The 26,375-nt window shown below is 51.4% G+C and carries 22 protein-coding genes; 3 read left to right on the plus strand and 19 right to left on the minus strand.

Annotated features, from left to right (window positions below; all coding sequences use genetic code 11):
- Window positions 1–181: 181 nt before the first annotated feature.
- Window positions 182–1,510: an MFS transporter gene (locus tag AB1I67_RS15030; protein WP_367030679.1), complete on the plus strand. Its 1,329-nt coding sequence runs from the start codon at window positions 182–184 to the stop codon at window positions 1,508–1,510.
- On the opposite strand, the gene AB1I67_RS15035 is transcribed toward AB1I67_RS15030, so the two are convergent.
- The 16 genes from AB1I67_RS15035 to AB1I67_RS15110 all read right to left on the minus strand — a co-directional run bounded on the left by AB1I67_RS15035 (window position 1,403) and on the right by AB1I67_RS15110 (window position 19,658).
- Window positions 1,403–2,842: a TrkH family potassium uptake protein gene (locus AB1I67_RS15035; protein ID WP_367030680.1), complete on the minus strand. Its 1,440-nt coding sequence runs from the start codon at window positions 2,840–2,842 to the stop codon at window positions 1,403–1,405. The two genes, AB1I67_RS15030 and AB1I67_RS15035, sit on opposite strands and share 108 nt — an antisense overlap.
- A gap of 15 nt (window positions 2,843–2,857) precedes the next feature.
- Window positions 2,858–4,213, minus strand: coding sequence for a Trk system potassium transporter TrkA (gene trkA, locus AB1I67_RS15040; protein ID WP_367030681.1), 1,356 nt, complete (start codon window positions 4,211–4,213; stop codon window positions 2,858–2,860).
- A 13-nt stretch (window positions 4,214–4,226) separates the two neighbouring features.
- Window positions 4,227–5,423, minus strand: coding sequence for a ribonuclease E/G (locus tag AB1I67_RS15045; RefSeq protein WP_367030682.1), 1,197 nt, complete (start codon window positions 5,421–5,423; stop codon window positions 4,227–4,229).
- On the minus strand, window positions 5,404–6,132 hold the full coding sequence (locus AB1I67_RS15050; RefSeq protein ID WP_367030683.1) for a TIGR03936 family radical SAM-associated protein: 729 nt from the start codon (window positions 6,130–6,132) through the stop codon (window positions 5,404–5,406). Before AB1I67_RS15050 ends, AB1I67_RS15045 begins: the two co-directional genes overlap by 20 nt.
- The gene (locus AB1I67_RS15055; RefSeq protein ID WP_367030684.1) at window positions 6,116–7,984 is read right to left on the minus strand and encodes a TIGR03960 family B12-binding radical SAM protein; all 1,869 of its coding nucleotides are present in this window, start codon (window positions 7,982–7,984) and stop codon (window positions 6,116–6,118) included. Before AB1I67_RS15055 ends, AB1I67_RS15050 begins: the two co-directional genes overlap by 17 nt.
- A gap of 7 nt (window positions 7,985–7,991) precedes the next feature.
- A complete protein-coding gene (locus AB1I67_RS15060; protein WP_367030685.1) occupies window positions 7,992–8,789 on the minus strand; it encodes a DUF1266 domain-containing protein in 798 nt (265 codons plus the stop codon).
- Between the two features lie 263 nt (window positions 8,790–9,052).
- Window positions 9,053–10,546 carry a diguanylate cyclase gene (locus tag AB1I67_RS15065; protein WP_367030686.1) on the minus strand — a complete coding sequence of 498 codons (1,494 nt, stop codon included), beginning with the start codon at window positions 10,544–10,546 and terminating at the stop codon, window positions 9,053–9,055.
- 173 nt (window positions 10,547–10,719) lie between these two features.
- Entirely contained in the window at window positions 10,720–11,967 is a 1,248-nt protein-coding gene (pepT, locus tag AB1I67_RS15070) for a peptidase T (protein ID WP_367030687.1), read from the minus strand.
- A gap of 137 nt (window positions 11,968–12,104) precedes the next feature.
- Complete coding sequence (gene hisIE, locus AB1I67_RS15075) at window positions 12,105–13,487, minus strand: bifunctional phosphoribosyl-AMP cyclohydrolase/phosphoribosyl-ATP diphosphatase HisIE (protein WP_367030688.1); 1,383 nt, start codon at window positions 13,485–13,487, stop codon at window positions 12,105–12,107.
- Between the two features lie 15 nt (window positions 13,488–13,502).
- Window positions 13,503–14,219, minus strand: coding sequence for a 1-(5-phosphoribosyl)-5-[(5-phosphoribosylamino)methylideneamino]imidazole-4-carboxamide isomerase (hisA, locus tag AB1I67_RS15080; RefSeq protein ID WP_367030689.1), 717 nt, complete (start codon window positions 14,217–14,219; stop codon window positions 13,503–13,505).
- 58 nt (window positions 14,220–14,277) lie between these two features.
- Complete coding sequence (gene hisB, locus AB1I67_RS15085) at window positions 14,278–14,865, minus strand: imidazoleglycerol-phosphate dehydratase HisB (RefSeq protein WP_367030690.1); 588 nt, start codon at window positions 14,863–14,865, stop codon at window positions 14,278–14,280.
- 34 nt (window positions 14,866–14,899) lie between these two features.
- A complete protein-coding gene (gene hisD / locus AB1I67_RS15090) occupies window positions 14,900–16,189 on the minus strand; it encodes a histidinol dehydrogenase (RefSeq protein WP_367030691.1) in 1,290 nt (429 codons plus the stop codon).
- Window positions 16,186–16,845 carry an ATP phosphoribosyltransferase gene (gene hisG, locus AB1I67_RS15095; RefSeq protein ID WP_367030692.1) on the minus strand — a complete coding sequence of 220 codons (660 nt, stop codon included), beginning with the start codon at window positions 16,843–16,845 and terminating at the stop codon, window positions 16,186–16,188. Before hisG ends, hisD begins: the two co-directional genes overlap by 4 nt.
- A 37-nt stretch (window positions 16,846–16,882) precedes the next feature.
- On the minus strand, window positions 16,883–18,145 hold the full coding sequence (gene hisZ / locus AB1I67_RS15100; protein ID WP_367030693.1) for an ATP phosphoribosyltransferase regulatory subunit: 1,263 nt from the start codon (window positions 18,143–18,145) through the stop codon (window positions 16,883–16,885).
- A gap of 128 nt (window positions 18,146–18,273) precedes the next feature.
- Window positions 18,274–18,915, minus strand: a complete 642-nt coding sequence (locus AB1I67_RS15105) for a putative ABC transporter permease (RefSeq protein ID WP_367032626.1) — start codon at window positions 18,913–18,915, stop codon at window positions 18,274–18,276.
- On the minus strand, window positions 18,870–19,658 hold the full coding sequence (locus AB1I67_RS15110; protein WP_367030694.1) for a putative ABC transporter permease: 789 nt from the start codon (window positions 19,656–19,658) through the stop codon (window positions 18,870–18,872). Before AB1I67_RS15110 ends, AB1I67_RS15105 begins: the two co-directional genes overlap by 46 nt.
- A gap of 191 nt (window positions 19,659–19,849) precedes the next feature.
- On the opposite strand from AB1I67_RS15110, the gene AB1I67_RS15115 reads away from it, so the two are divergent.
- Window positions 19,850–21,298, plus strand: coding sequence for an amidophosphoribosyltransferase (locus AB1I67_RS15115; protein ID WP_367030695.1), 1,449 nt, complete (start codon window positions 19,850–19,852; stop codon window positions 21,296–21,298).
- Between the two features lie 149 nt (window positions 21,299–21,447).
- Here AB1I67_RS15115 and AB1I67_RS15120 read toward each other — a convergent pair whose 3' ends face one another.
- Window positions 21,448–21,717 carry a zinc ribbon domain-containing protein gene (locus tag AB1I67_RS15120; RefSeq protein ID WP_367030696.1) on the minus strand — a complete coding sequence of 90 codons (270 nt, stop codon included), beginning with the start codon at window positions 21,715–21,717 and terminating at the stop codon, window positions 21,448–21,450.
- Window positions 21,718–21,771: 54 nt separating this feature from the next.
- Window positions 21,772–22,734, minus strand: coding sequence for a YafY family protein (locus tag AB1I67_RS15125; protein ID WP_367030697.1), 963 nt, complete (start codon window positions 22,732–22,734; stop codon window positions 21,772–21,774).
- A 160-nt stretch (window positions 22,735–22,894) separates the two neighbouring features.
- Between AB1I67_RS15125 and AB1I67_RS15130 the strand changes: the two genes are divergently transcribed.
- The gene (locus AB1I67_RS15130) at window positions 22,895–24,973 is read left to right on the plus strand and encodes an EAL domain-containing protein (protein ID WP_367030698.1); all 2,079 of its coding nucleotides are present in this window, start codon (window positions 22,895–22,897) and stop codon (window positions 24,971–24,973) included.
- A 105-nt stretch (window positions 24,974–25,078) separates the two neighbouring features.
- Here the strand turns inward: AB1I67_RS15130 and uraA are convergent, their stop codons facing one another.
- Window positions 25,079–26,341: a uracil permease gene (uraA, locus tag AB1I67_RS15135; protein WP_367030699.1), complete on the minus strand. Its 1,263-nt coding sequence runs from the start codon at window positions 26,339–26,341 to the stop codon at window positions 25,079–25,081.
- Window positions 26,342–26,375: the final 34 nt, after the last annotated feature.

The following is a 26,375-nucleotide window of genomic DNA, read 5'->3' on the forward strand; positions in this document are numbered from 1 at the left end:
ATTACTCGCCAACTGTGGTGTCCGGAAGGGAATCCGGAGCTTTTCAACCTCATTGTGCGGCATACTAAAAAATAATATCATGTGATAAGAAAAAAGTCAAGCAATAAATCATATTTTTTCCATTGTTTTCCTTGTGTAATTTCTGGTATAATGAACGAGGTTTTGAAAGGGGATCGCGATCATGAGATCAAAGAATATGATATTCATCCGCTGCTGCTACGGCTACGCGGTCAGCGGCACAGCAGTTTTGGTAGTTGGGGCCATCCTGCCCTCCATCATGAGGGAGGCTGGTCTGAGTTATACTATGGCCGGCGGTATGCTGTCCATGATGGCAGCCGGCAATATGCTGGCTAGCTTTCTTTTTCCGGTGATGGTACGTTTTATGGGGAAACGCCTTTCCATCACCCTCACCTCGTTCCTGGTACCGGTCAGCTTCTTACTGCTGCCCCGCCTGCCGGGGATCGGTATCTTATACCTGCTGATGCTGGCCTGCGGCCTGGCCCGGGGCTCTATCACCATTATCAACAATATGACGGTCAATGTGATCAGCCACAGCTCCGGAAAAGCGCTCAACCTGCTCCACTGCAGCTTCGCGGCAGGAGCGTTTCTCACACCGTTTCTGACGGCGGTGATGATCCGGGCGGGACTTGGATGGCGCAGCCCTCTGTATCTGATCATGGCACTAAGCGTTTCCTCAGCGCTCTCCTACGCCACGATGGATTATTCCGGTGACGGTGGGGATGAGACCAGGGAAGACGAGGTCAGCACAGATGCGGTAACTGCTGGTGAGGACCGGGCGTTTTTGAAGAATTTTTATTTTTACTGCATCAGCTTTCTGCTGTTTTTCTATGTGGGAACAGAAAATTGCATCAACGGCTGGTTCGTGACTTATCTGCAGAGCACCGGTGTCATGACGGAGGCATATGCAGCATCCATGGTGTCCGTAACCTGGCTGACCATCATGGGCGGCAGGCTGGTCTGCGCATCCTTATCCAGGCGTTTTGAGAAAAGCACTCTGACTGTGATAAACGCAGTGGGGAGCGGGATCTGTTTTACCGTTCTTCTGTCAGCGTCCAGCCTGGTCACGATCACGGCAGCCCTGGCAGGCCTTGGTTTCTTTTTGGCAGGCATCTATCCCACCTGCATCGCGGATGCAGGCCAGTACACCAAAGGCTCTGCACTTGGCATGTCGATCCTGACAGCGATCTCTGCTCTGGGCGGGATCATCGCGCCCCAGCTGATCGGAAGCGCCGCGGACAGGATGGGGATGGCGGCGGCCTTCGGGCTGCTCTGTTTCAACGCAGCCGTTATGGTCCTCCTGGCGCTGGTCAATTTTTCTAAAACCACAGGCGTTTGCGGTCCCGGTAAGGCACGCAGACGCCTGTCTGATATAAGTCTTTTATTATTCCTTCATCCATGTCCTCGGCGAGAACAAAAGCAGCATCGGGAACAGTTCCAGCCGTCCGGCCAGCATATCAAACATCAGCACATATTTGGAAAACGTGCTTAACAGACCGAAATTGCACGCAGGTCCCACCTCATTGAGACCGGGGCCGATATTGTTAAGGGTAGCCGCTACCGCCGTAAAGTTGGTGGTCAGATCCAGGTTGTCCAGGCTGATGAACAGCACGGATACTGTAAAGATCAGCATATAAGCGATCAGGAACGTGTTGATGGACCGGAGCACCGTATGCTCAATGACCTTACCCTCATACTTTAACACCTTTACGCTGCGTGGATGGACCAGGGAGGACAGCTCCTTTTTCACAGTCTTGAACGCGATCGCAATACGGGAAACTTTGATCCCTCCGCCGGTACTGCCGGCACAGGCGCCCACGAACATCAGGCAGACCAGAATGCTCTTTGAAAAGCCGGGCCACACGTCAAAATCCACCGTAGAGTAACCGGTTGTGGTGATGATGGAAGCAACCTGGAACGCACTGTGGTGCAGCGCCTGCAGGATGCTGGGAAAATACCCGCGGATATTCCAGGCGATAAACAGGGTGCTCGCCAGGATGATACCCAAATATACCCGCATCTCCTCGCAGTGCAGGGCGTCCTTCGGCTTTTTGATCAGGAACAGATAGTAAACATTGAAGTTTATGCCGAACAGGATCATAAAGACCGTAAACACCGCCTGCTGGAATGTGGTATAGGAGCCGCAGCTGTCATTTAAGATCCCGAAGCCTCCGGTTCCGGCTGTGCCGAAGCTCATTGCTATGGAATCAAACCACGGCATCCCGCTGAAGAGCAGGATAAAGATCTGCAGCATCGTCATGGAAAAATAAATGAGATAAAGGATCTTTGCCGTTGCCTTCACCTTGGGGACCAGCTTGCCTACGGAAGGCCCGGGGCTCTCCGCACGCATGATATGGATATTGTAGCCTCCTGCCAGAGGCAGCACCGCCAGGATGAATACCAGTACGCCCATGCCGCCGATCCAGTGGGTAAAGCTGCGCCACATCAGCATACACTTGTCAAGTGGCTCCACCGCTGCCAGAATGCTTGCTCCGGTAGTGGTGAATCCAGAGATAACTTCAAACAGCGCGTCCTCAAACACCGGGATCTGACCGCTGAAATAAAATGGCAGCGCGCCGAAAAAGCTGAGGATGATCCAGCTTAAGGCTACGGACACAAATCCCTCTTTTGCATAAAACACAGTACTTTTTGGTTTTTTATGTGCCAGGAGCCATCCCGTGATCCCACAAAAAAGGCCAATGCCCAAGAAATAAAAACCGTTCATTTCCCCGAAGATCACCGCAATGACACAGGGCAAAATCATCAAAACTCCTTCAATTCCGAGCACCCAGCCCAGAAAATACAAAATCATCCCAATATTCATATCTTCTGCATCCTTTTATTTTAAAATGTCCTTCAAATCCTTTAAGCCAGTCTGGGTGGTCACGATGATCACGGTATCTCCCTGTTCAATACAGTCCTTACCACGAGGAGTGATGATCTTTCCTCCACGGTTGATACAGGCGATCAGCAGGTTGTCTTTAAAAGAAAGCTTCTCTAAGGGGATCCCGCGCATAGGTGCGTCTTTGCCCACACGGAATTCCAGCGCTTCGGCCCGGTTTGCCACGATCTTATACAGGGTTTCCACATTGCTGCCCATGGAATTCTGCATGGCCCGCACATACCGGATGATTCCATCTGCTGTGATCAGCTTTGGATAAATAATGCTGCCCAGGTTCATCTGCTGGATCACATCCTCAAAAGCGATGCGGTTGATCTTTGTCACCAGCTTTGCTTTTGACATAGAGGCGGCATACAGGGAAAGCATGATATTCTCCTCATCAAATCCGGTCAGGGAGGCAAATGCTTCCGTCTGGCAGATCCCTTCCTCCAAAAGCAGCTGCTGGTTGGAACCGTCCCCGTGAATGATCATCGCCTTTGGCAGAAGCTCGCTCAACTCATTGCAGCGGTTTAAATCCTGCTCGATGATCTTGATCTTGATACCAGTATCCTCTAACATTTTTGCCAGATAATAGGTGATCTTGCCGCCGCCCACAAACATGGCGGACTTGATGGTGCTGTTTGCGATGCCGATATGCTGGAAAAAGTCCCTCACTTCCGCTGGGGAAGCGATAAAAGATATCTTGTCGCCGCACTGCATCTGGAAATTGCCGTCAGGTATGATCACATCATGCCCCCGCTCTACAGCACAGATCAGCACATTGCAGCGCAGCCGCTGAGGCACCTCGTATACCTGCATCTTATGTAAGACAGAGTTCTCCGGGATGATAAATTTCATCAGCTCCACCCTGCCTTTGGCAAATGTATCAATCTTGATGACCGATGGGAACTTCAATAGCCGTGAGATCTCCGTGGCTGCCGCCAGCTCCGGGTTGATCGCCATGGAGAGGTTCAACTCTTCACGAATATAGCGGATCTCGTTGGCATATTCCGGGTTGCGGATCCGGGCGATCGTATGGCAGTTGCCGGCTTTTTTTGCGATCAGGCAGCACAGCATATTCAGCTCGTCCGAGTTGGTGGTGGCGATCAAAAGGTCAGTCTCCCTGATCCCGGCCTCCATCTGTACCTGATAAATAGCGCCGTTCCCCTCCACACCCATCACATCAATATTGTCTGTGATACTGCGCAGCTTGGAGCCATCCTTGTCAATGACCGTGATGTCATGCCCTTCGTTGTTGAGCTGCTCCGTCAGAGTCAACCCCACTTTTCCGCATCCCACGATGATAATCTTCATTTCGCAATCCCCTTTATTTTTCTTTCTCCGTTTTGTAAAGCTGCTCCCAGAGCGGCCTCTTCTCTTTCTTCCGCGTGATCTCCACGAGATTAAGCCCGGTCATATCTACTACCGTAGTCTTTACCGGGTCCTTTCGCACCAGTTCACGCAGGGTATCCATCAAAAGTGTTTTGTCGGAATCTTCTTTCATATCGATAAAGTCTACCATGATGATACCTGACAGGTTACGAAGCCTCATCTGGCGCCCGATCTCTGCCGCAGCCTCCAGATTGATCATACGGATCGTATCTGCCAGGTTCTTTTTCCCGGAATATTTCCCTGTGTTGACATCGATGACAACCATAGCTTCCGTGTACTCGATCACCAGATAACCGCCGGATTTCAGCCATACGCGCTTCTGGCAGGCCTGGTCCATCACGGATTCCAGAGAATACAGATTTGCCAGGCTTATCATGGGGTCTGTATAGAGCCGCAGCTTTAAGCCGCTCTCCGGCTCGTATAATTTTAAATAGGACTGCAGATTCCGGTATACATCCTGATCATCCGTGACGATCTCCTCCACACTTCCGGCCGGACAGCTCCTGAGGCTTTTTAAATATTCCGGCTCCGCCTCATATAGCAGGCTGTAACAGGTGCGGTATCTGGCTGATTCCACGACCCGCTGGCACTCTTTTATGAGGACAGATACCTCCCGCAGGAGAGGCTCCTCCTGCCTGTAGGCATTGGTCCGCACAATCACACCACAACTGCCGCCGGTCAGGGCTTCCAGCTGTGGCCTCACGCTGTCCTTCCAGCTCCGGTCTCCGATCTTGGAGGAAAACCCGATCAGAGGCTTTCCTGCTGTCAGGACCGCATATTTCCCGGTAAAGTTCAAGTTCCCTGTCAGGACTGGGTCCTTTGTCTTCACCGCTTCCTTGGCAACCTGCACAATGATCTCGTCTCCGCATTTTAAGCTTCCGCTGTGCCCGTCAGCAAACAGGGAGACCGGATTGTCTGTCAGACTGTAATAACCGGTCCACCCATTTCCGAAATCCACAAAAGCAGAGTTTAAGTTCTTGACGATATTTTTTACTTTCCCAATATAGATATTGCCCAGAATGGAGCTTTCCTCTTCCAGCCCCAGCTCCACCGCTTCTTTTCCGGCGAACTGGGCTGTCAGGAGCCGTCCGTTCCATCTGGTGATCACAAATTTATTCAATGTCTTCTCCAAAATCCTCCAGCGAGCAAAGGATCATCTGCCCATCTGTCTCTTTCTCCGCATATACTTCCGTGCGGGTGACCATCAGTGCAAATTCCGGCATAGTCTCCCCGCGGCTCTCCAGGTAGGCCCGTATGACCGCATCCGGCTTTAAGTTGGCGGCGCTGCCTGTAGCGATCTGCATCCGGATCTGATGCTCTTTTGTCTCCGGGCACTCAACAGCTTCCAGGAGATGGATCATGGGACGGATATCCACTTCCTTTTCGCCTTTTTTTGTCTTTTTGAGGATCAGGATAGGTTGTCCCGCCATAAATGACTGAAGGCCGTCCGAAAAATCAGCCCAGTTCTCCGGCTCATACATCTCCCGGAACTTTACGGTGTAGTCTGCAGCAGCTACGATAGACATGGCATTGGCGGCTGTATCCGGCAATAACCTGTAAGACAGAGCTTCCATCCCTTCCACCATCACACTGTTGATCCGTTCAAGCATTGCCCTGGAGGAGTCCGTACTCAGGACTTCGATATCCACGTATTCTCCGCGGCTTTCCAGCCCAACCCCAAGCGGCGCCGCAAAGGACATGACCTGGTGTGGGCTGAAGCCCTCGCTGTAACGGATATCTACATCCGCCCTCCTCATCACCTTCTGGAAATACCGCATAATGTCCAGATGCCCGACAAATTTCATGGCGCCTTCTTTGGCAAATTTAATTCTTATCTTCAAAGCAGACACCTCCTCCGTAAGTACGCGCGCCGCAGCCGGAACATCTCTGACGGCAGTTTGGCGTCACATCAGCATTGAGGGCGTTTTGCCACTCGCGTTTTAAAAATTCCTTAGACACGCCGGCATCGATGAAATCCCAGGGGAATACTTCGTCCAGCCCGCGCTCCCTGGTGGTATAAAAATCAATATCTACACCACAGGTCTCAAAAGCCTGCATCCAGATCTCGTTCCGGAAATGTTCTGACCAGGAATCATAGATCGCACCCTGGTGGTAAGCCTCCTCGATGACAGCCGCCACCTTCCGGTCCCCGCGCGCCAAAACACCCTCCAGCACCGTTAAATCTGCTTCATGGTAGTTGTATTTCAGACTCTTGTAATTGAGCATCTTTTTGAATTTGTCCTTTACAATATAGGCCCGCTCTAAAAATTCATCCTTTGTGCACATCCTTGCCCACTGGAATGGAGTAAACGGCTTCGGCACAAAGAAGGAGGAGCTTGCGACCACCTGCACCCTGCCGTTTCGCTCTTCTTTGGGGATCTCATCATAATAAAGCTCAGCAATCTTCTCAGACAGCTCAGCGATCCCTTCCATATCCTCCACGGTCTCTGTAGGAAGGCCCAGCATAAAGTACAGCTTAACCCGGTTCCATCCCCCGTGGAACGCATCAGATGCGCCCTTTAGGATGACCTCCTCCGTCAGCCCCTTGTTGATCACATCGCGGAGCCTCTGGCTTCCAGCTTCCGGCGCAAAGGTCAGGCTGCTCTTTTTCACATCCTGTACCCGGCTCATCACGTCCAGGGAAAAGGCGTCGATCCGCAGGGACGGCAGGGAGATGTTGACACCCTTGCCGTGGAACTCGTCGATCAGGAACATGACCAGCTCCTTCAAATACGTATAGTCACTGGAGCTTAAGGAGCTTAAGGAAATCTCCTCATGCCCGGTATTCTTTAACATCTTGTATGCGTAGTCCTTTAGATACTCCAGGCTGTGTTCCCTTAGCGGACGATACACATTCCCGGCCTGGCAGAACCGGCAGCCGCGTATGCAGCCGCGCTGGATCTCCAACACCACTCTGTCCTGGGTCACCTTGATATACGGGACGATCGGATTCTCAATATAGGGCGCGTCGTCCATATCCAATACCAGTTCCTTGGCAATCCGTTCCGGAATCCCAGGAAGATTGGGCTTAAAGTCTGCGATCGTACCGTCTTCATGGTACGATACATCGTAAAACATCGGCACATAGATGCCGGGTACCTTCGCAGCCGCCTCTAAAAAGGTGATGCGGCTGCCGCCTGCCCGGCGGATCTCCTTGTACAGATCGAACAGAGCGTCATACTGGGTTTCTCCTTCTCCGATATAGAACAGGTCAAAAAAAGGCGCCAGCGGTTCCGGATTGTAGGCGCAGGGGCCGCCGCCGATCACGATCGGGTCATTTTCCTTGCGGTCCTCCGCATGGAGCGGGATGCCAGAGAGATCCAGCACCTGAAGGATGTTGGTGTAGCACATCTCATACTGGATCGTGAACCCAAGAAAATCAAAGTCCCTGACCGGGTCCTGTGATTCCAACGCAAAAAGAGGGATATGGCGCTCCCTCATCAATGCGTCTAAATCGGTCCACGGGGAAAATACCCGCTCACAGTATACGTCATCCCGCTTATTAAACATCGCATACAGAATCTGCATCCCAAGGTGGGACATGCCGATCTCATACACGTCGGGGAAACACATGGCAAAGCGGATATCCACTTTGTCCGGGTCCTTCACGGCGATATTCATCTCATTGCCGATATAGCGTGCCGGCTGCTGCACGCTGAGAAGTATCTCATCATTTAAAGCTAGTTTTCTCATGATCTTTTCACCATTCTTTTTTTAGTTCCATGTTCCAGTCCAACCGGTATGGACCGTTCTCCATGGTTTTTAAATAATTATAAACGCTTATGCGGTAATGGAACTCAGACTGTGGATCCTCCACATCAGGTCTGCTCCAGTAGGCATAGCCATACATGTAACTCTGCGTAAAATCATCCCATGAGGGGTACATGGCCTGCAGCTTTCGTCCGATCTCCAGGGACTTGTCCATGGCTTCCTCATAGGTATAATAGCCGATCACATAATAATCGCCTAAAAGCATCAGGGCGCGGCTCAAATCCCATGCAGAAACCGCATAATCTCCATAGGTTTTGTAAGCCATGTAAGCTGACATCTGACGTACCGCTTCCGCATCGGAAATGACTTCGGAGGTGCTGTCCCAGGATGCGTTCAAATCCATATCTGTGGCAAACTGCCCCAACTGGTGTTCATCATAATAATTCTTTAAAGCCTGATTGTGACCCTCTGTCTCCAGCCAGGTGATCATATCTTCTGCCGATTTCCGGTCTGTGATGTTCCAGTCGCGCTGCAGAACCTCCTTAAGCACCGCCGCATAGAAGGTATCATCCGGCGTACCGCCTCCGGGCACAAGCAGTTCTCCGCCATTGCGGTAAGTGAGGATGGCATAAGTCGCGGTAAACCACTGTACCGTATCCGGGTAGGCCTGGGCTGATTCCTGCTCATTTGCCTGTTCAGCATAAACCATACCCGCAGGCGTCCTGGACAGACTGCAGGAAAATATGGTACAGAGTAGTAAAAATGCAGCAAATCTCCTTTTTTTCATGATTACCTCCATATGCATTTACCTTAAACTATAGCATAAAGCGCAAAAATACTCCATATGTTTTTTGAATATAAAAATCTTTTACGAATTTCAATAGTAATTACTGTCTGAACAGGAGTCCATCATAACAGCGCAATTCTCGAAATCAGCAACAGCCGCAACATAAACGTTGCGGCTGTTGCTGAAAAAGGGGCATTAATTCTGAGTCGCCTTCCCCGTATTTTGCGTTGAGATGCTGGACGGCGCGCTGGATCAGGGCCTGTTCATTCGCTTTCTCTATATACGCAGTACCGGTTTCTGCCGCTGTTTTTTGCCCGGTATAAGGCCTGGTCGCTTCTCTGGATAAGCAGGTCGATGTCCAGTCCGGTGTCGGCAGTCTGGGCGATCCCCACGCTGGCGGACAGCGCTATAGCCTGCCCCTCCGCCGTAAATTCCTGCTGGATATTTCCGAGGAAACAACCGACTTCCTGCTCCAATTGCTTTATGGGACAGTTGCCGAGTCGGACCACCAGAAATTCATCTCCGCCAAGGCGGGCTACGAAATCCTCACGGAACGAGGACTTTAGCGCCTCTGCTGTCCGGATCAGCACCGCGTCCCCCACTTTATGCCCGTAGGTATCATTGATCGTCTTAAAACAGTCCAGATCGATATACATCAGGCTGACAGTCTTGCCTTCCCGGTTGTTGTGAATGTATTTATAAAAGCATCTGCGGTTGTAAAGGCCCGTAAGGAAATCCGTGTTGGAGCTGTGCAGGATCTGTTTCTCCAGGCTGCGCTCCACCGTCACGTCACGGAAGATGCACAGTTTCCCCACCGCATTGTGGAAAATATCATGGATGGTATTCTCGTGGATCTCCAGCATCCGTCCCGAACCATCGGGGAGAGCGGCTTTTGCCTCCACGTATCCCTCGTTGTTGATCGTGCGTGGCTCCTCGAAGGCTTCCGCCATCCAATTCTCATAGCTTTTATCCAGAATCTGCTCCTTTTCGGTCTGAAAATACTCCTCAAACTTGGCATTGACATTGAGGATCTTTCCGTCCTTGTTCCAGAGGAGTATGCCATAGGGCATGCTCTGAAGAAGGATTTCAATCTCTGTACTTAAGTTCCCCAGGTCTGTCACATCATGTCCGATCCCCACCGTACCCAGGATCGTCACGCCGTCCCTGTCGACAATGGGAGTCTTGTAAGTGCGCAGCTGCCTCATTCCACGGGAACATTTGACTTCCTCTGTAAACTGCAGGGTACGGCGCGCTCTCATAACTGCAGCTTCTGATTCCCTGCAGGACGCCTCCCCATTCTCGGCGTCATCAGGAGAAACGCCCCAGATGTAACAGTGGTCCCGCCCTGTTATATCCTCTCTGGATTTCCCAACTACAGAACAGAATGCCCGGTTGACTTTGACATGGGTGCCGTCTATAGATTTAAACCACATCATATCCGGGAGACTGTCTATGGCAGTATCAAGATAAGTCCTGGTCATATACAGGTCATAATCAAGCTTCCTGCGTTTTAAAATACGTTCCATACAGATCCGTACCCGGTCACGGCTAAGCGGCATATCCCAGAACTCATCCGCAGCCTCCAGATCCGTTGTATCAAAGCGATTGATCAACTCAGACGCTCCACAGTAGATCAGGACTGCTTCTTTTTGGCAGCAGGAACGAAGCTGAGATGGAAGGAACATCGGTCCTAAGTCCCAGATCACCACATGGCTGTCCAAAATCAGCTGAGAATCGGGCGTTGTTTTTTCTGACAAATGATATGAAAAATGTTCCAGCGGATGAATCCCACGAATTACCTCCCCAATTGCAGGATTATTACTGAAAACAGATATTTGAAGACTGCACTGATACATCGTATCTCCCCCTCATTTGGATAAACCTGTTGTACGCGTTCCAAACATGTTTCCGCTTATATTTTGTATATCATTTATTCAGTTGGTCTGCCGGATGATTTCTCATAAAAGCCCTTCACGATCTCAGTCAGCAGACAGGTGATCTTTTCCATGGACTGAACGCTGATGAACTCATGGCGGCCATGGAAATTGTGTCCTCCGGTGCAGAGATTTGGGCACGGCAGTCCCATATAGGAAAGACGCGCACCGTCAGTGCCTCCGCGTATGGGACAGATCTTCGGCTCGATATCCAGCTTTCGCATGGCACTTTCTGCCACATCCAGCAGATATTTATGAGGCTCGATCTTTTCCTTCATATTGTAGTAGGTATCTTTAAGCTCCAGTTCTGCGGTGCCTTCTCCGTATTTAGTGTTGAGGTATCCCACGGCTTGCTCCATCAACGCCTTCTTTTTATGAAATTTATCCATATCATGGTCACGGATAATATAATGCAGCTTTGCCAGTTCCACATCCCCCTCCATATTATTTAAATGGAAGAATCCCTCATACCCATCCGTACAGGCCGGATTTTCAAAGGCAGGAAGCATGGAATGAAGCTCCATCCCCATAAGCAGGGCATTTTTCATTCTACCCCTTGCAGAGCCAGGATGGATACTGACGCCATGGATCATAATTGTCGCCGATGCTGCATTGAAGTTCTCATACTCCAGCTCTCCGATCGCGCCGCCGTCAACCGTAAAGGCCACATCTGCGCCAAAACCCTTCACATCAAAGAATTCCGCGCCTCTGCCAACCTCCTCATCCGGCGTGAAACCGATACAGATTTTTCCATGCGGGATTTCCGGATGATTCAAAAGATATTCTGCCATCGTCATGATCTCTGCGACGCCGGCTTTGTCGTCCGCACCCAAGAGCGTTGTGCCGTCGGTGGTGATTAAGTCCTGTTCGATATAATCCAAAAGCTCCGGATATTCCTGGGGGCTCATGGAATTTTGAGGATCTTTGCCAAGGCAGACCACACCGCCGTTGTAGTGTTCAATAAGCTGCGGGTTTACATCTTTTCCAGAACAAACAGGCGCTGTGTCCATATGAGAGATGAAGCCCAGCGCGGGGACTTTTTTGTCCGTATTGCCTGGAATCTCTGCGTATACATAGCCATAATCATCCATGCGGGCGGAGGTGGCCCCTATGGCCTTCAGCTCCTCCACCAGTATCCGTCCCAACTCCTTTTGTTTTTCCGTGCTCGGAAACGCCTCCTGATCATCCATGGACTGGGTGTCCACCTTTATATAGCGCAAAAATCTGTCTGCCACTTTTGTCATGGTATGTTCTCTCCTTATTTTCATTTAGGTTACAATTGTCATGAACAGCCAATATTCGGAAATATGGAGCTGCTGTTATCATGTTGACATAATGTTTTTATGTCAACATGTAAATGGATTGTCTGGTCTCTGGCTTATCACCGGTTTGCCAGTTCCTCCGTGATCTCCTCCCAGGTGACGCCCTTTTCTGCCATGAGCACCATCACATGATATAGAAAATCAGAAATCTCGTATTTGATCTCCTCCGGATCAGGATTCTTCGCGGCGATGACGATCTCCGTCGCTTCCTCTCCCACCTTTTTTAAGATCTTGTCGATCCCCTTGTCAAACAGATAGTTGGTATAGGAACCTTCCTTTGGATTCTCCTTCCGGTCCAGGATCACAGAGAATACATCCTCAAATACCTTAAGGGGATTTGTCTCACGGTATTCTTTTTCAGCCAGGGGCTGGAAGAAACAGCTCCTTAAGCCGGTATGACAGGCCGCGCCGATCTGGTGAACCTTCGCAAGGACCGTGTCATTGTCACAGTCCAGATACAGGGATTTGACATATTGGTAATGGCTGGAGGTCTCCCCTTTAAGCCACTGACTTTTCCGGCTGCGGCTGTAATAGTGCATCTTTCCGGTGCGCAGGGTATCCTCAAACGCCTGCTCATTCATGTAGGCAAGCATCAGTACCTCCGAAGTCTTGTAATCCTGTACGATCACAGGGACCAGGCCGTCGCCGTTTAGCTTAAACTGTGCCCAGGAAATACTGCTGCGGAGGATATCCATGGGAATCCCCCGGTCTCCAAGCTGCTGTTTTATCTCCATATATCGCCCCTCTGCCGTTTCCGGACAGGATAACACCACACCTGCAGAAAATGCAGGTTCCAGATAAGAGGCCAGAACGGAGACAGAATGGTCTTCACTGATCACAAGGAAGCCGGACTGCGCCTGCTCCGAATCGGAAACGTCGTCCATGACATCACCGCTTTCACCAGTTATTTCTGACAGCAGATGTTCCAGAACACTGCCGCCGGTCCCGCTGATGATTTCAATGGATCCGTCAAGCACTGCCCTGCCGGTCCCGCCAAGGATCACCACGGAGGCTCCCAACTGGCGGAATTCCGGCACGCGGGCAAGCTGCGCGCTGTCAGACACCGTCACGTAGATCTTTTCGCTGCCGAAACGGCCTGCCGCCTCTTTGATGAGATCTACATTCTCCTCACTGCCGCCGTCTAAAAATACAGCTTTCGCTCCGGCGTACAGATATTTTTTCACATCTTCCAGACGTCTTACCCGTCCCCCTGCGATGATCGGGATATCTATGGCGCGCGCGGCCTCCTTGATCAGGCCGATGGTACGCTCATGATCCCCGTCCGTCTCTGAGAGATCATAGATAAGAATCCCGTCCGCACCGTTATTGTTGCAGGTCTGGGCAAAGTCCGGAAACAACCCCAAGTCCTCTTTGTTGTCCAGCCGGACAGCCCTTCCTTCCCGGCATCCGCTGCCTGCGATCAGTCGTTTAAAATCTGACATGAGTGTTCTCTCCTTTTATTCAAACCGTGCCAGTGCTTCCGGCAGGCTGATCCTGTTTTCATAAAGCGCTTTTCCGATGATGGCTCCGCGGATCCCGTTGTCATGAAGGATCTGAAGGTCCTCCATACAGGACATGCCGCCGGAGGCGATCACATCCAGACCGGTTTGGTCTGTCAGCATTTTCGTATAGGCGACGTTTGGCCCGGTCAGGGTACCGTCACGGGAAATATCCGTATAGACGATATGGGCGACACCGTAGTCCTTCATCTGCATACATAAGTCAACGGCTTTCAGGCTGCTGGTCTTCTCCCAGCCTTCCACGGCAACCATGCCGTCCTTTGCGTCCACGCCGACCACGATCCGGTCCGCACCGAATTCCTCCACCAGCTCCCGGACGAATTCAGGCCGTTCCACTGCGCGGGTCCCTATTATGCAGCGGCTGATGCCCAGATCAAGCATATATTTGACTGCCTCCGCGCTGCGGATACCGCCTCCTAACTGAATGGGCACGTCCACGCTCTCCACGATCCCGCGGATAGCTGCCTCATTGACCGAATGGCCCGCAAGGGCGCCGTCTAAATCCACAATGTGCAAAAAGGCAGCGCCCTGGCTGACCCACAGCTTCGCCATGTCCGCAGGGGTGTCGGAATACACCTTAACATTATCAAAAAGTCCCTGAGTCAGGCGGACACACTTGCCGCCCTTCATATCAATCGCCGGATATAACTGCATAAGCTTTCGCTCCTTGTCTCTGATATTCCAATCTTTATGATTCTAATCTATTGCCCGGTCACAGGGTTCCCTTGGTGGACAGCACATCTGTGATCCGCCCGTCGAACCGGGTCGCTTCATCAAGAGCCTTGGCAAACGCCTTGAACGCCCCCTCGATGATATGGTGGTTGTTGAAGCCGCTAAGCTGCTTTAAATGCAGGTTCATCTCTGCTCCATAGGACACCGCATAGAAAAACTCCCGTACCATCTCCGTTTCCAGCTCCCCGACCTTTTCCCGGTCCAGATTTAGATCATAGACCAGATAGGGCCTGCCGCACAGATCCAGGGCACAGAGGATCAGAGACTCGTCCATGGGAAGTATCTTGCTGCCGTAGCGCACAATGCCCTTTTTATCGCCAACGGCCTCTTTGATGGCTTTTCCCAGGACAATGCCGGTATCCTCCACCGTATGGTGGGTGTCCACCTCCAAGTCCCCGGCCACCGTTACCAATAAGTCAAACAGCCCATGGCGGGCAAAACCGTTGAGCATATGGTCGAAGAAACCAATGCCCGTGTGGATATCAGCCTGCCCGGAGCCGTCTAAGTCCAGAGCCAGCTTAATCTTTGTTTCGTTTGTATTCCTTTCAATCTGCGCTGTGCGTGCCATAAGCCCCGCCCTCCTGTCCTGTATCGTTCAAACTTTACTCAAACCTTACCCTGATGGAATTGGCGTGAGCTGTCAGATGCTCCGCCTCTGCAAAGGTCTCAATATCCTCGTGCACCGGTTCCAGCGCCTCTCTCGAGTAGTAAATAATGCTGGATTTCTTGATGTAATCGTCTACACCCAGTGGGGAAAAGAACTTGGCTGTCCCATTGGTCGGCAGCACGTGGTTTGGCCCTGCAAAGTAGTCCCCAAGCGGTTCTGAGCTGTATTCACCCAGGAAGATAGCCCCTGCGTTCTGGATCTTGGTCATGACCTCAAATGGATTGCGGGTCACGATCTCCAGATGCTCGGAGGCGACCTCGTTTGCCACGGCAACCGCGTCCTCCATGTTGTCAGCAACCAGGATATATCCGTAATTTTCAAGGGATTTCTCTAATATCTCTTTTCTGGAAAGCTCCGCAACAAAACCGTCCACTTCCTTAGAAACCTTTTCGGCAAACTCCATACTGGTGGTTACCAGGATCGCGGAAGCCAGCTCATCATGCTCCGCCTGGGAAAGCAGGTCTGCCGCCACATAACGGGGGTTCGCGCTGTCATCTGCCAGCACCAGGATCTCGCTGGGGCCGGCAATGCTGTCAATGCTCACATGGCCGTAAACTGCTTTTTTCGCCAGCGCCACGAAGATATTGCCCGGTCCGACGATCTTTGCGACCCTCGGAATGGACTCTGTGCCGAAAGCCAGGGCTGCAACAGCCTGGGCGCCGCCCACCTTGTAGACCTCGGTGGCTCCTGCCAGATGCGCTGCGATCAGCGTCACCGGATTCACCTTCCCGTCTTTTCCGGGAGGCGTCACCATGACGATCCTCGGAACGCCCGCAACCTCCGCGGGGATAATATTCATCAGGACGGAGGACGGGTACGCGGCCTTGCCTCCCGGGACATAGACGCCGACGCTGGAAAGCGCCGTCACCTTCTGGCCCAGGATCGTGCCGTTGGGCTTAGAGTCAAACCAGCTGTACTGCTTCTGCTTCTCATGGTACTCCCGGATATTCTTCATGGCGCGCTTCATCACCGTGAGAAGGGCCGGCTCCACCTGGGAGAGGGCTTCCTGGATCTCGCCCTCCGTCACGCGGACTGTGGCAGCGTTTAAGTCCGCGCCGTCAAACTTTTTCGTGTATTCAAAAACGGCTTCATCCCTCCGCTCCCGCACATCATTCACAATATCATGCACGGTGTCCTCATAGGCGGTATAGTTGTTCGGGTCCCGTTTTAATAAATCTGCCAGAATATTCTGCTTGCTCTGTTCGTCTAATCTGATGATCCTCATTTATTAGCCTCCTGCTGATTTTGTATCAGGTTTTTTAAATCCTGGATGATCTTCGTGATCCTTGCATTCTCACGTTTTAAGCTGACCTGGTTTACCACCATCCTTGCGGAAAGGGGGCATACCTCCTCCAAAACCGTGAGTCCGTTCTCTCTCAAGGTGGAACCTGTCTCCACGATATCCACGATCACTTCCGAAAGTCCCACGATCGGCGCCAGCTCGATGGAGCCGTTCAGCTTGATGATCTCCACGGTCTGGTGTTTCTTGTTGTAAAAGTAGTCTTTGGCGATCGCCGGGTACTTGGTCGCCACCCGGATCAGCTCGTGATGCTGCAGATAGTCTCTGGCTGATTCCGGACCGCAGACACACATCCGGCACCGTCCCAGGCCCAGATCCAGCACCTCGTACAGCTTCCGCCCCTCCTCCAGGATCGTGTCCTTGCCGACGATCCCGATATCGGCGGCCCCGTACTCCACGTATGTGGGCACATCATTGGCTTTCGCCAGGAAAAACCGGTATCTCAGTTCTTCATTGGTAAAGATCAGTTTACGGGAGTTCTTGTCCTTCATCTCCTCGCAGGTGATCCCCACCTTTTCAAACATCTCCAGGGATTTATTGGCCAGCCGGCCCTTTGCCAGCGCAAATGTCAGATATCTCATGGTCGTCCTCACTTTTATGCTTATTATGGTTATGGCATCACTGGATATAATCCGTGTAGGACAGGGTATCTGCCTGCCCGGTCTGAACATTGTATGCCAAAACCTCATCCCCGCTGTCTGCCAGATAGAGCAGGTTGCGGATATGATGCCGTTTGGCATAGGACAAATACGCCTCGACAGTCTCCGTTGAACGCCTGCGGATCAGCTGTACCGCCATCCCGCTTTTTCTAAAATGGCCTGCCAGATGGATGCCTGCCAGCCTTGCACTGTGATCATAGAGCAGGATCGTATTGACCATCTGGACCGGCGTCTCCAGCTTCTGCCTGGAGAGGGCCAGCATCAGCTGGTCCACCACAATGACAAAGCCCACAGCGGGAGCTTCCTTTCCAAACTGTTCCAGCAGCTTGTCATAGCGGCCTCCGGTAACGATATACTCGCCGGTACCGTAGGTGTACGCTTTAAAAATGATCCCTGTGTAATAGGAATATTTGCTCAGCATACCCAGATCATAGGACACATAATCCCCCAGCCCGTAGCCGTCTAAAATCTCCTGCACCCGTTCCAGCCGTTCTATGGCTTTTAACGCGCGGAGATTGGAGGTCATGGAGCTTGCAAGCCGGATCTGTGCGATATCGCCGAACAATTCCGGCAGCTTTAAGAAAAGCTCCTTCAGCTCCGGGGACATGGGCTGTTCAGTCAAAAGCTCCTCAACGCCGAAATAATTCTTGTTCTCGATCAGTTCCCGCAGACGCTCCCCGGTCTCATCGTCCATGCCGGCTTCCTCCACCAGTCCCCGGAAGAAATCAACCTGCCCCAGTTCCACCTGGAATTCCTTCAGCCCTGAAGCCTTTAAAGAGTCGATCACCAGCGCCACCATCTCTGCATCTGCATCGTTTGTATCATCCCCGATCAGCTCCACGCCGGTCTGGGTGGATTCCTTTAAACGTCCCTGATAGCTGGTATTGTTGATAAAGGTCGGCCCCAGATAACACAGCCGCAGCGGCATGGTCTCATCCATAAAATACTTTGCCACACAGCGGGCGATAGACGGGGTCATATCCGGCCTCAGCACCAGGGTGTTGTTGTCCCGGTCAAAGAACTTGAACATCTCCTTTGTGCTGACGCTGCCCCGCTCCTTTTTGAAGATATCGAAAAATTCAAAGATCGGGGTCTCTATATTCTGATAGCCGTACAAGTGGAAGACCTGCTGGATCTGCTCCTGCACTGCCATCTTCTTTGCGCATTCCTCCGCATAGATATCCCGGACGCCCTCCGGGGTATGCAACAATTGATTATTCATAATGCCTCCTGCTGTCTTCTGCCATGCCTGCATCTGAGATATATCTGACATATCCGCCCAATGCTTTCGCGTGGTAAAGTGCTAATTCAATAACGTGTTTCCCATTATATGGTATGTACCCCTAATTGTCAATCGACAATTTTTAGATTCGGATAGATCCGTTCAATCCGGGAATCCGGGAAATGTTCATCCAGGAAACGTTCCAGTCCGCCGGAATCCAGTTCAGAAGCTTCCGTGGCTGTCGTTTCGCCAGCAGCCGTCATCTGCCGCTGCGTATAACGTCCCAGAGCCAGGGCGGAGATCCCCATATTGAATATCATGAACAGGATCACCAGATTGCAGCCGGCCTTGCCTGCCCGTACCGGGATCCGCTCGATCCACCGGGAAAACAGGGGATAGAAAAGCTTCAGCCATACCACGGCTGCGATCCCCCAGAAAAAACAGTACAGCAGGTTGATCCTTCCGCCCAGATTAAAAGGGATCTCGCTGTAATCCCAGAATACGGTACCGAATACCAGCTCTGTAAACACGCTGCAAAAATATTCATAGGCGCCGCCCAGGACAGTTCCCGCAAGGAAAATATGACGGTCATCGCTGTCCCGATAGCGGTAAAGCACCGCCGTCAGCAGTACGCATCCAAGGCCCCACACAATACTGAAGGGGCCGTAGACCACACTGCTGCGGCTCATCAGCTCTCCCGCCGTCGCATAGCAGAAGATGGTCTCTACAATATCACCCAGAAATGCTCCGATAAAAAACAGGGACGCCAGTTTGTAAAAACTAAGCCATAGCCGAAAATGACCTTTTCCCCGGCCCGTTCCATGGCCTTTTCCTGCTTATATTCCTCTAAAAGGCTCGGCAAAGAGATGTTGGGGTAAGCGCCCATCATACGATGCTGGATCCGTCTTGTAATGGCGTTTCCGAGGGAATCGGATAAACGCTGAAGATCTTCGCCAAGCTGATCCACTCTCCTCAGCTTGTGATGCAGCTCCAACAGTGCTGCTGTGGTCCCAAAAACATCGGCTGTAAGGATCCCGTACAGGCTCCACAGCACGATCTTTCCAACAGATTCCGGGATCAGGGCAACCACGCCAAGAAGTAACGGGTTTAAAAACTTCATCATCAGGACAGCGCTGACACCCCAGAATACAGAGTATTTCAGACACACATATCCGTCAAGCTGGAAACGCTGGTCAGAATAATCCCACCATTTTCTGTGAAAAAGCTTCTCCATGGCCCGTCCGGACCAGTATTCCAAAAAGGATGCCAGGATCATTCCGCCCAAAAACAGGAAGGCTATATGGTCCTTAAGCTCCGGCAGGAAGATCGCAAAGCCCACCGACGCAAAGCCGTATATCATACAGAAAGGGGCATTCACAAATCCTTTATTGACCAGCCGCCGCCGTTTTACGGCAGCCATGCTGACCTCCAGGCACCAGCCTGCAAATGAGTAGATCAAAAACAGCCAGAGCAGTTCATATCCGGTAACTTCCATATCCCAGTCCTCTCTCACGTATTCATTTCCTATTGTACGACGACAACTGTTTTCCGTCAATGGATTTTCCCTCAGGGATAGTTTTACTTATAAGTAACTTTAATATATAAGATAGATTGTATTATCTCTATGATATATGGTACACTGTAAGCGTATGAGCTCTGATACGAGGGCAGGAAAACAAATGAACAGACATTGGAGGAAACACTATGGGAGGATTTTTTGGAGTAACATCTAAAAAAGACTGTGTCATGGATTTATTTTTCGGAACAGATTACCACTCACATCTCGGCACGAGACGCGGAGGTATGGCGGTTTATGGTCCGAGCGGATTTCAGAGGAGCATCCACAACATCGAGAACTCCCCGTTCCGTACCAAATTTGAGCGGGATGTGGAGGAACTGAAGGGTAATTCCGGAATCGGTTCCATCTCGGACAACGAGCCGCAGCCGCTTTTGATCCAGTCCCACTTAGGCAGCTACGCCATCGTAACCGTGGGAAAGATCAATAATGAAGAGCAGCTGGTGCATGACGCTTTTGAAAACGGTCATATCCATTTTATGGAGATGAGCGGCGGACGCATCAATGCGACGGAGCTGACTGCAGCCATCATCAACCAGAAACAGAGCCTGGTGGAGGGGCTTTTATATGCTCAGGAGCGGATTGAAGGTTCCATGACCATCCTGCTTTTAACGCCGGAGGGTATCTACGCTTCCCGCGACCGGTATGGCCGTACCCCTGTGATGGTGGGCAAAAAGGAGGATGCCTGCTGCGTATCCTTCGAGAGTTTTGCTTACGTTAATCTGGGCTACCGCGACTGCTATGAGCTGGGGCCGGGGGAAGTGGTGCTTGTAAAACCGGACTGCGTGGAGTCCTTAAGCAAACCCCGCAGTGAGATGAAGATCTGCTCATTTTTGTGGGTATATTACGGCTATCCCACATCCACCTATGAGGGAGTCAATGTGGAGCAGATGCGCTACAACTGCGGACGCATTCTTGCCAACCGGGATTTGGGGTGCAGTAAGGATGGCTGTGAGGGCTGTCCCGGACATGCCACAATGCCTGACATCGTGGCCGGTGTACCGGATTCCGGGATCGCCCATGCTGTCGGCTATGCCAATGAGTCCGGCATCCCCTTTGCACGTCCGTTCATCAAATACACGCCCACCTGGCCGCGCTCTTTTATGCCCCAGAACCAGAGCCAGCGGAATCTGATCGCAAAGATGAAGCTGATCCCTGTGGACACTCTGATCCGCGACAAGAAGCTGCTGCTGATCGACGACTCTATCGTCCGCGGCACACAGCTTGGAGAAACCACTGAATTTTTGTATGAGAGCGGAGCTAAGGAAGTACATATCCGTCCGGCCTGCCCGCCGCTTATGTTCGCCTGCAAGTATTTGAACTTTTCCCGCTCCACCTCCGCCCTGGACTTGATCACGCGCCGTGTGATCATGGAACGGGAGGGAGAAAATGTTTCTGACGAACTGCTGGCGGATTATGCCGACCCGGACAGCCAGAATTACAAAGAGATGGTCGAGGAGATCCGCAAACGGCTGAACTTCACCTCCCTGCAGTATCACCGCCTGGACGATCTGGTAAAGTCCATCGGGCTGCCGAAGGAAAAGCTTTGTACCTACTGCTGGGACGGAAAAGAGTAATGGATGAATCATCATAGTTGTGATCATAAGAACATCTGATCTGACAGACAGGCCCCAGGAGATACCTTTTTTGTATGGTATCTTCCGGGGCCTGTCTGGTTGTCTGTCTATTCTCTGCGGGGTTTTGCCGTACAGCTTTTTAAAGCCTGTCAGACAGCCCAGCGTTTTAATGTAGGGAACCACTGCTCCATCATGGCTTTTGCCTCTTCCCGGGTTCCCATGGGATGTCCGTTCTCCTCATTGAACTTAAGGTTCAGCTCGATCATATCTGCCATGGACATATGCGGTGCAGTAAATGCACCGTCCTGGTAACAATAACAGCAGTACTCCTCATTCCTGGTGTGATCCTCATTAGTGCCAAAGGTCTCCTCCGCCTCCATGGGCATACCGCAGCTCTGACAGAATTTTTTGTCTTCCATATCTTCTACCTCCTGTTTTTCTATAGAATACCAGATGGTATATGACACCTTCTGTCATGTTTCATAAACTTTTTGGATTTGTTTTACTTCTTCCAAAAGCCGTATCCGGTATTCCTCCGGTTCCAGGATCTGGACCTCGCTGCCGAAGGACAGCAGAAATCCTGTTACCCACCTTCCAGGCGGAAAAACAGTGTGTACCAGAAAGCTGCCGTCCGGCTGGCATGTGATCTCATCCGGAGGGAAGAAATCCCGCACCTGATAGGCAGCCCTTGAAGTGAACTTAAGGCAGAAGGATATCATGTCTTCCGGCCTGAATGCCTTTATCCCTGCAGAATCTCCGGATCTGCCGGGGTACTTCACATCATCCTTTATTCCGCTCCCACCCTCACCTTCCGGATACTCCCGCACAGGAACTGTCTCCTCCAGAACCTGGTATCCGCTGATCCGGTTTAATCGGAACAGGCGCAGCGCATGGCGTGACCTGCACCATGCGGACAGATACCAGCAGCCACCCCTGAAGCAGAGCCGGACCGGTTCCACCATGCGGCGGCTGTGCTCTCCTTCTGAATTATCATATTCGATTTCCATCAGCTTCCGGTTCCAGATAGCCTGCCTGCATACTGCAAACAGTTCTTTTTCCATCTGGCGCCCGCCCCAGCTGTCCAAGTCCACCTCCAGCCAGTCCACCGGCTTGCGCTGAAACAAAGCCGTCAGGCGGGATAACACATGCTGCTCATCCGCCGCCCCTACGGAATGCAGGCTTTGGAGCGCAGACAACAAAAGCTCCTGTTCTTCGTGATCCAGCAGCTGACGCTCCATCTGAAACTGCTCCATCAGTCGGATGCCGCCGCCCTGTCCCTGTTTTGCGTAGACCGGGATGCCCGCTGCAGAAAGGGCATCAATATCCCGGTAAATGGTCCTCTGGGACACCTCCAGTTTTTCGGACAACCATGCGGCAGTCAGCTCCTGGTGTTCTAAAAGCAGATATAGAATTTGAAACAGACGCCCGTTTTTCATGTTGTCCTCCAATACTTAAATATAGTGATCTGCATCATTATAATATATTTTTTGGCATTAATCAAATAGACAATTATTCCGCCCTCTGCTATACTTATGTTAATAAATCATTTTAGACAAGGAAAAATTCATGAACCGTCATACAACAGGGCAATGTCCAATGAAAACCATCTGTGTCCGTGCAGTGCGCCACGGACTTACTCTTGCGATCCCATTTCTTGTTATGGGATCTTTTGCTCTGCTTTTAAACAATTTCCCCAGTGCGGTTTACCAGGATCTTTTGTCCCGTCTTCTGGGCGGCGCGGTGAGTACGCTCTTTTCTACCTTATATGAGATCAGCCTCGGTTCCCTGTCACTGGTACTCTGTATCACCATCAGCCTTTCCTATGGACGGCTGGCAGAAGCGACAGACTTAAATCTGTATCCAATGGCAGCGCTGGCCTCCTATCTGGCATTCTGCGGAGGGATTCAGGATCAGGAGACCTATATATTCAGTGCGGAGTGGGTCTTTACTGCTACCTGTATCACTCTGGCTGCATGCATACTGTTTCGGATACTGACGGTCCAGAGCCGCAGGTTTTACCGGCTGCACACCGCCGGTGCAGAATATCTGTTCAACATTTCTATACAGAGCCTTTTTCCGATCATCTGTATGCTCCTTCTTTTTGCGGCGGTCGGTTATCTTCTCCGGCTTCTGTGGGGGGATGCGAATATCACCAACTTTGGTTCCTATCTCTTTATGAAGCTGTTCTCCGGTATGAGCGGCAATCTGATGGGGATTGTGCTGTATGTACTGATATCCCATGTGCTATGGTTCTTCGGGATCCACGGGACCAACACTCTGGAAGCTGTGTCCCAGCGCCTCTTTGAACATAATGTCGGCATCAACCAGGCCCTGATCCTTGCCGGGAAAGCTCCAACGGAGATTTATTCCAAGACCTTTCTGGATACCTTTGTATTTTTGGGCGGCTGTGGCTGTGCGCTGAGTCTTGTCATCGCTTTATGCCTTTCCGCCAAAAGAAGCAATAACCGGAAGCTTGCATACGTGGCGCTCCCTTCTGTACTGTTTAATATCAGTGAAATTGCAGTGTTTGGTTTTCCGATCATCTTCAATTTTACGATGCTGATACCGTTCGTCCTGACACCGTTCATACTGACGCTGATCAGTGCGGCTGCAGTAAAACTGGGGCTGGTGCCTGTGGTCACCCAGTCGGTGGAATGGACGGTCCCAATCCTGGTCAGCGGTTACAAAGCAACTGGCTCTGTATGCGGCAGCCTCCTGCAATTATTTAACGTGATGGTCGGCGTTTGTATCTATATGCCTTTTGTGAGGCGCAGTGAACAAAGCCAGACAGAGGAATTCCAGCAGGCTGTCCGCCAGATGGAAAAAGATATGGCCGAAGGTGAGAAAAACGGGATGATCCCCGCTTATCTCCACTACAGCTATCCCCGCAATAATTATGCCAGGACACTGGCTATGGACTTAAAGAATGTATTAAAACGGGATCAGCTCCAGCTGTTTTACCAGGCACAGGTGACAGATCAGAATGGACTGCATGGTGCGGAGGCTCTTCTGAGGTGGAAACATCCGGTAGCCGGTTATATCGCCCCGCCAGTCCTGATCCATCTGGCCTATGAGAGCGGTTTCCTGGACGAATTGGGCCTTGCTCTGCTCCACAAAGCCTGCCGTGATGCCCGGATCATGGAAGAAACACTTACAGGCGAGATGCACCTTTCCATAAATATTTCGCCCAAACAGCTTGGCGGTGAACATGCCCTGGAGCGCATGGGTGAGCTGATCCAGTCATACGGACTGACAAAAGTCCGGCCTGTACTGGAGATCACGGAACGGGCGGCTATGGATGTTTCCGATCGGTTGAGTGCAGAATTTGGTCTCCTGCACCGTGAGGGGATTGAGTTTAGCCTGGATGATTTTGGTATGGGACATAATTCTCTGCTGGGTCTTCAAAAGGGATTTTTTGATGAGGTAAAGATAGATGGACAGCTGGTGACCCAGCTGCTCTCCAATGAGCGTTCCCGGGATATCGTCGCCGGGATCATCCAGATGTCAGACCATTTAAACAACCGGATCATTGCAGAATTTGTGGAGACCCGCGAGCAAAGGGATATGCTGGAATCTCTTGGCTGCCATATCTATCAGGGGTATTATTTCAGCAAGCCTGTAGAGCTTGAGGAATTTCTTTTGTATGTGCGGACAATGAAAAAAGATCAGATCTGAATCTATTCCCTGTTTTAGAAATAGGTAAAAGAAAGGCGCTGGAACGTCATGCAAAGAACGTTCCAGCGCCTTTTTGCCCCGGTACAGGGAGACTTAATACGCCGCTTAATCCTCTTCCCTGTCGTTGGTCAGTCTCAGTTTGTCCAGAATATAGAAGGACAGACTTAAAAGCATACCTACGACGCAGGCAAGGACCATGCCGGTCAGCTGGATATTGCCGATCTTGACGGCGATACCGGACAGTCCCGTCACGAAGATCACGGAGGTCAATGCCTGGTTCCTGGACTTGCCGAAATCCACTTTGGAGTCCACCAGGATACGCAGGCCGGAGGTTCCGATCATACCGTACAGCAGGAAGGAGATGCCGCCGATGACCGGCCCGGGGATCGTGCTGATCAGCATGGACAGCTTGCCCACAAAGGAACAGATGATGGATAAAATCGCCGCGCCAGCGATAACACGTACACTGTACACGCCTGTCATAGCCATAACGCCGATATTCTCACCATAGGTGGTTGTCGGGACCGATCCGATACAACCGGAGAGCATGGTGGAAAAGTTATCTGCGAACAGGCTCCGGTGAAGTCCCGGATCTTTTAAGAGATCGCGTCCCACAATCTTGCTGGTTACTACCTGATGCCCAATGTGCTCAGATGCGATCACCAGGATAACCGGAAGGATGATCAGGATCGCCTCTGCGTTGAATTTAGGCGCTGTAAAATTGGGAAGTGCAAACCACGGCGCCGCCGCTACACTCTCAAAGCTCACGATCCCGCACAGAACCGCCGCCGCATATCCTGCAAGCACGGCGATCAGAATCGGGATTACGGATAAAAATTTGCGGAATACGATGGAACCGAACACGGCAACGCCCAGGGTCACCAGAAACACCGTTACATTCTTAGGATTGATGACCTCGTCCAAAAGTCCTGCATTGCTGGCTGCCGATGCGGACAGCTCCAGGCCGATCAGGGCCACTACTGGTCCCATAGCTGCCGGCGGAAGGACGACATCGATCCACTCCGTACCGAACTTATAGATGATCAGCGCAAGTACGCATCCACAGAAACCAACCGCCACAAAGCCGCCCAGCGCGTATTCATACCCCCAGGTACTGATAACAATTCCCGCAGGTGCAAGGAATGCAAAGCTGGAGCCTAAATATGCCGGCGCCTTTCCCTTGGTGATCGCGATGAAAAGCAAGGTTCCCACGCCGTTCATAAACAGAACGATCGCAGGGCTGATGCCGAAGATAAATGGTACCAGCACCGATGCGCCAAACATTGCAAACATATGCTGGATGCTCAGCGGCAGCAGCAGCTGAAACGGCACCTTCTCCTCCACCTGAATAATTCGTTTGTTAGCCATAATGCTCCTCCTGTCTTCTCTAACTGTATTTTTA

It is taken from the genome of Clostridium sp. AN503, from assembly GCF_040719375.1.
GTDB lineage: Bacteria > Bacillota > Clostridia > Lachnospirales > Lachnospiraceae > Brotaphodocola.

What these genes read in the sequence shown, in the direction of transcription:
- AB1I67_RS15030 (WP_367030679.1), top strand. Translation starts at nt 182, where the DNA reads ATGAGATCAAAGAATATGATATTCATCCGCTGCTGCTACGGCTACGCG.
- AB1I67_RS15035 (WP_367030680.1), bottom strand. Translation starts at nt 2,842, where the DNA reads ATGAATATTGGGATGATTTTGTATTTTCTGGGCTGGGTGCTCGGAATT.
- trkA (WP_367030681.1), bottom strand. Translation starts at nt 4,213, where the DNA reads ATGAAGATTATCATCGTGGGATGCGGAAAAGTGGGGTTGACTCTGACG.
- AB1I67_RS15055 (WP_367030684.1), bottom strand. Translation starts at nt 7,984, where the DNA reads ATGAGAAAACTAGCTTTAAATGATGAGATACTTCTCAGCGTGCAGCAG.
- AB1I67_RS15060 (WP_367030685.1), bottom strand. Translation starts at nt 8,789, where the DNA reads ATGAAAAAAAGGAGATTTGCTGCATTTTTACTACTCTGTACCATATTT.
- pepT (WP_367030687.1), bottom strand. Translation starts at nt 11,967, where the DNA reads ATGACAAAAGTGGCAGACAGATTTTTGCGCTATATAAAGGTGGACACC.
- hisIE (WP_367030688.1), bottom strand. Translation starts at nt 13,487, where the DNA reads ATGTCAGATTTTAAACGACTGATCGCAGGCAGCGGATGCCGGGAAGGA.
- hisA (WP_367030689.1), bottom strand. Translation starts at nt 14,219, where the DNA reads ATGCAGTTATATCCGGCGATTGATATGAAGGGCGGCAAGTGTGTCCGC.
- hisB (WP_367030690.1), bottom strand. Translation starts at nt 14,865, where the DNA reads ATGGCACGCACAGCGCAGATTGAAAGGAATACAAACGAAACAAAGATT.
- hisD (WP_367030691.1), bottom strand. Translation starts at nt 16,189, where the DNA reads ATGAGGATCATCAGATTAGACGAACAGAGCAAGCAGAATATTCTGGCA.
- hisG (WP_367030692.1), bottom strand. Translation starts at nt 16,845, where the DNA reads ATGAGATATCTGACATTTGCGCTGGCAAAGGGCCGGCTGGCCAATAAA.
- hisZ (WP_367030693.1), bottom strand. Translation starts at nt 18,145, where the DNA reads ATGAATAATCAATTGTTGCATACCCCGGAGGGCGTCCGGGATATCTAT.
- AB1I67_RS15115 (WP_367030695.1), top strand. Translation starts at nt 19,850, where the DNA reads ATGGGAGGATTTTTTGGAGTAACATCTAAAAAAGACTGTGTCATGGAT.
- AB1I67_RS15120 (WP_367030696.1), bottom strand. Translation starts at nt 21,717, where the DNA reads ATGGAAGACAAAAAATTCTGTCAGAGCTGCGGTATGCCCATGGAGGCG.
- AB1I67_RS15125 (WP_367030697.1), bottom strand. Translation starts at nt 22,734, where the DNA reads ATGAAAAACGGGCGTCTGTTTCAAATTCTATATCTGCTTTTAGAACAC.
- AB1I67_RS15130 (WP_367030698.1), top strand. Translation starts at nt 22,895, where the DNA reads ATGAAAACCATCTGTGTCCGTGCAGTGCGCCACGGACTTACTCTTGCG.
- uraA (WP_367030699.1), bottom strand. Translation starts at nt 26,341, where the DNA reads ATGGCTAACAAACGAATTATTCAGGTGGAGGAGAAGGTGCCGTTTCAG.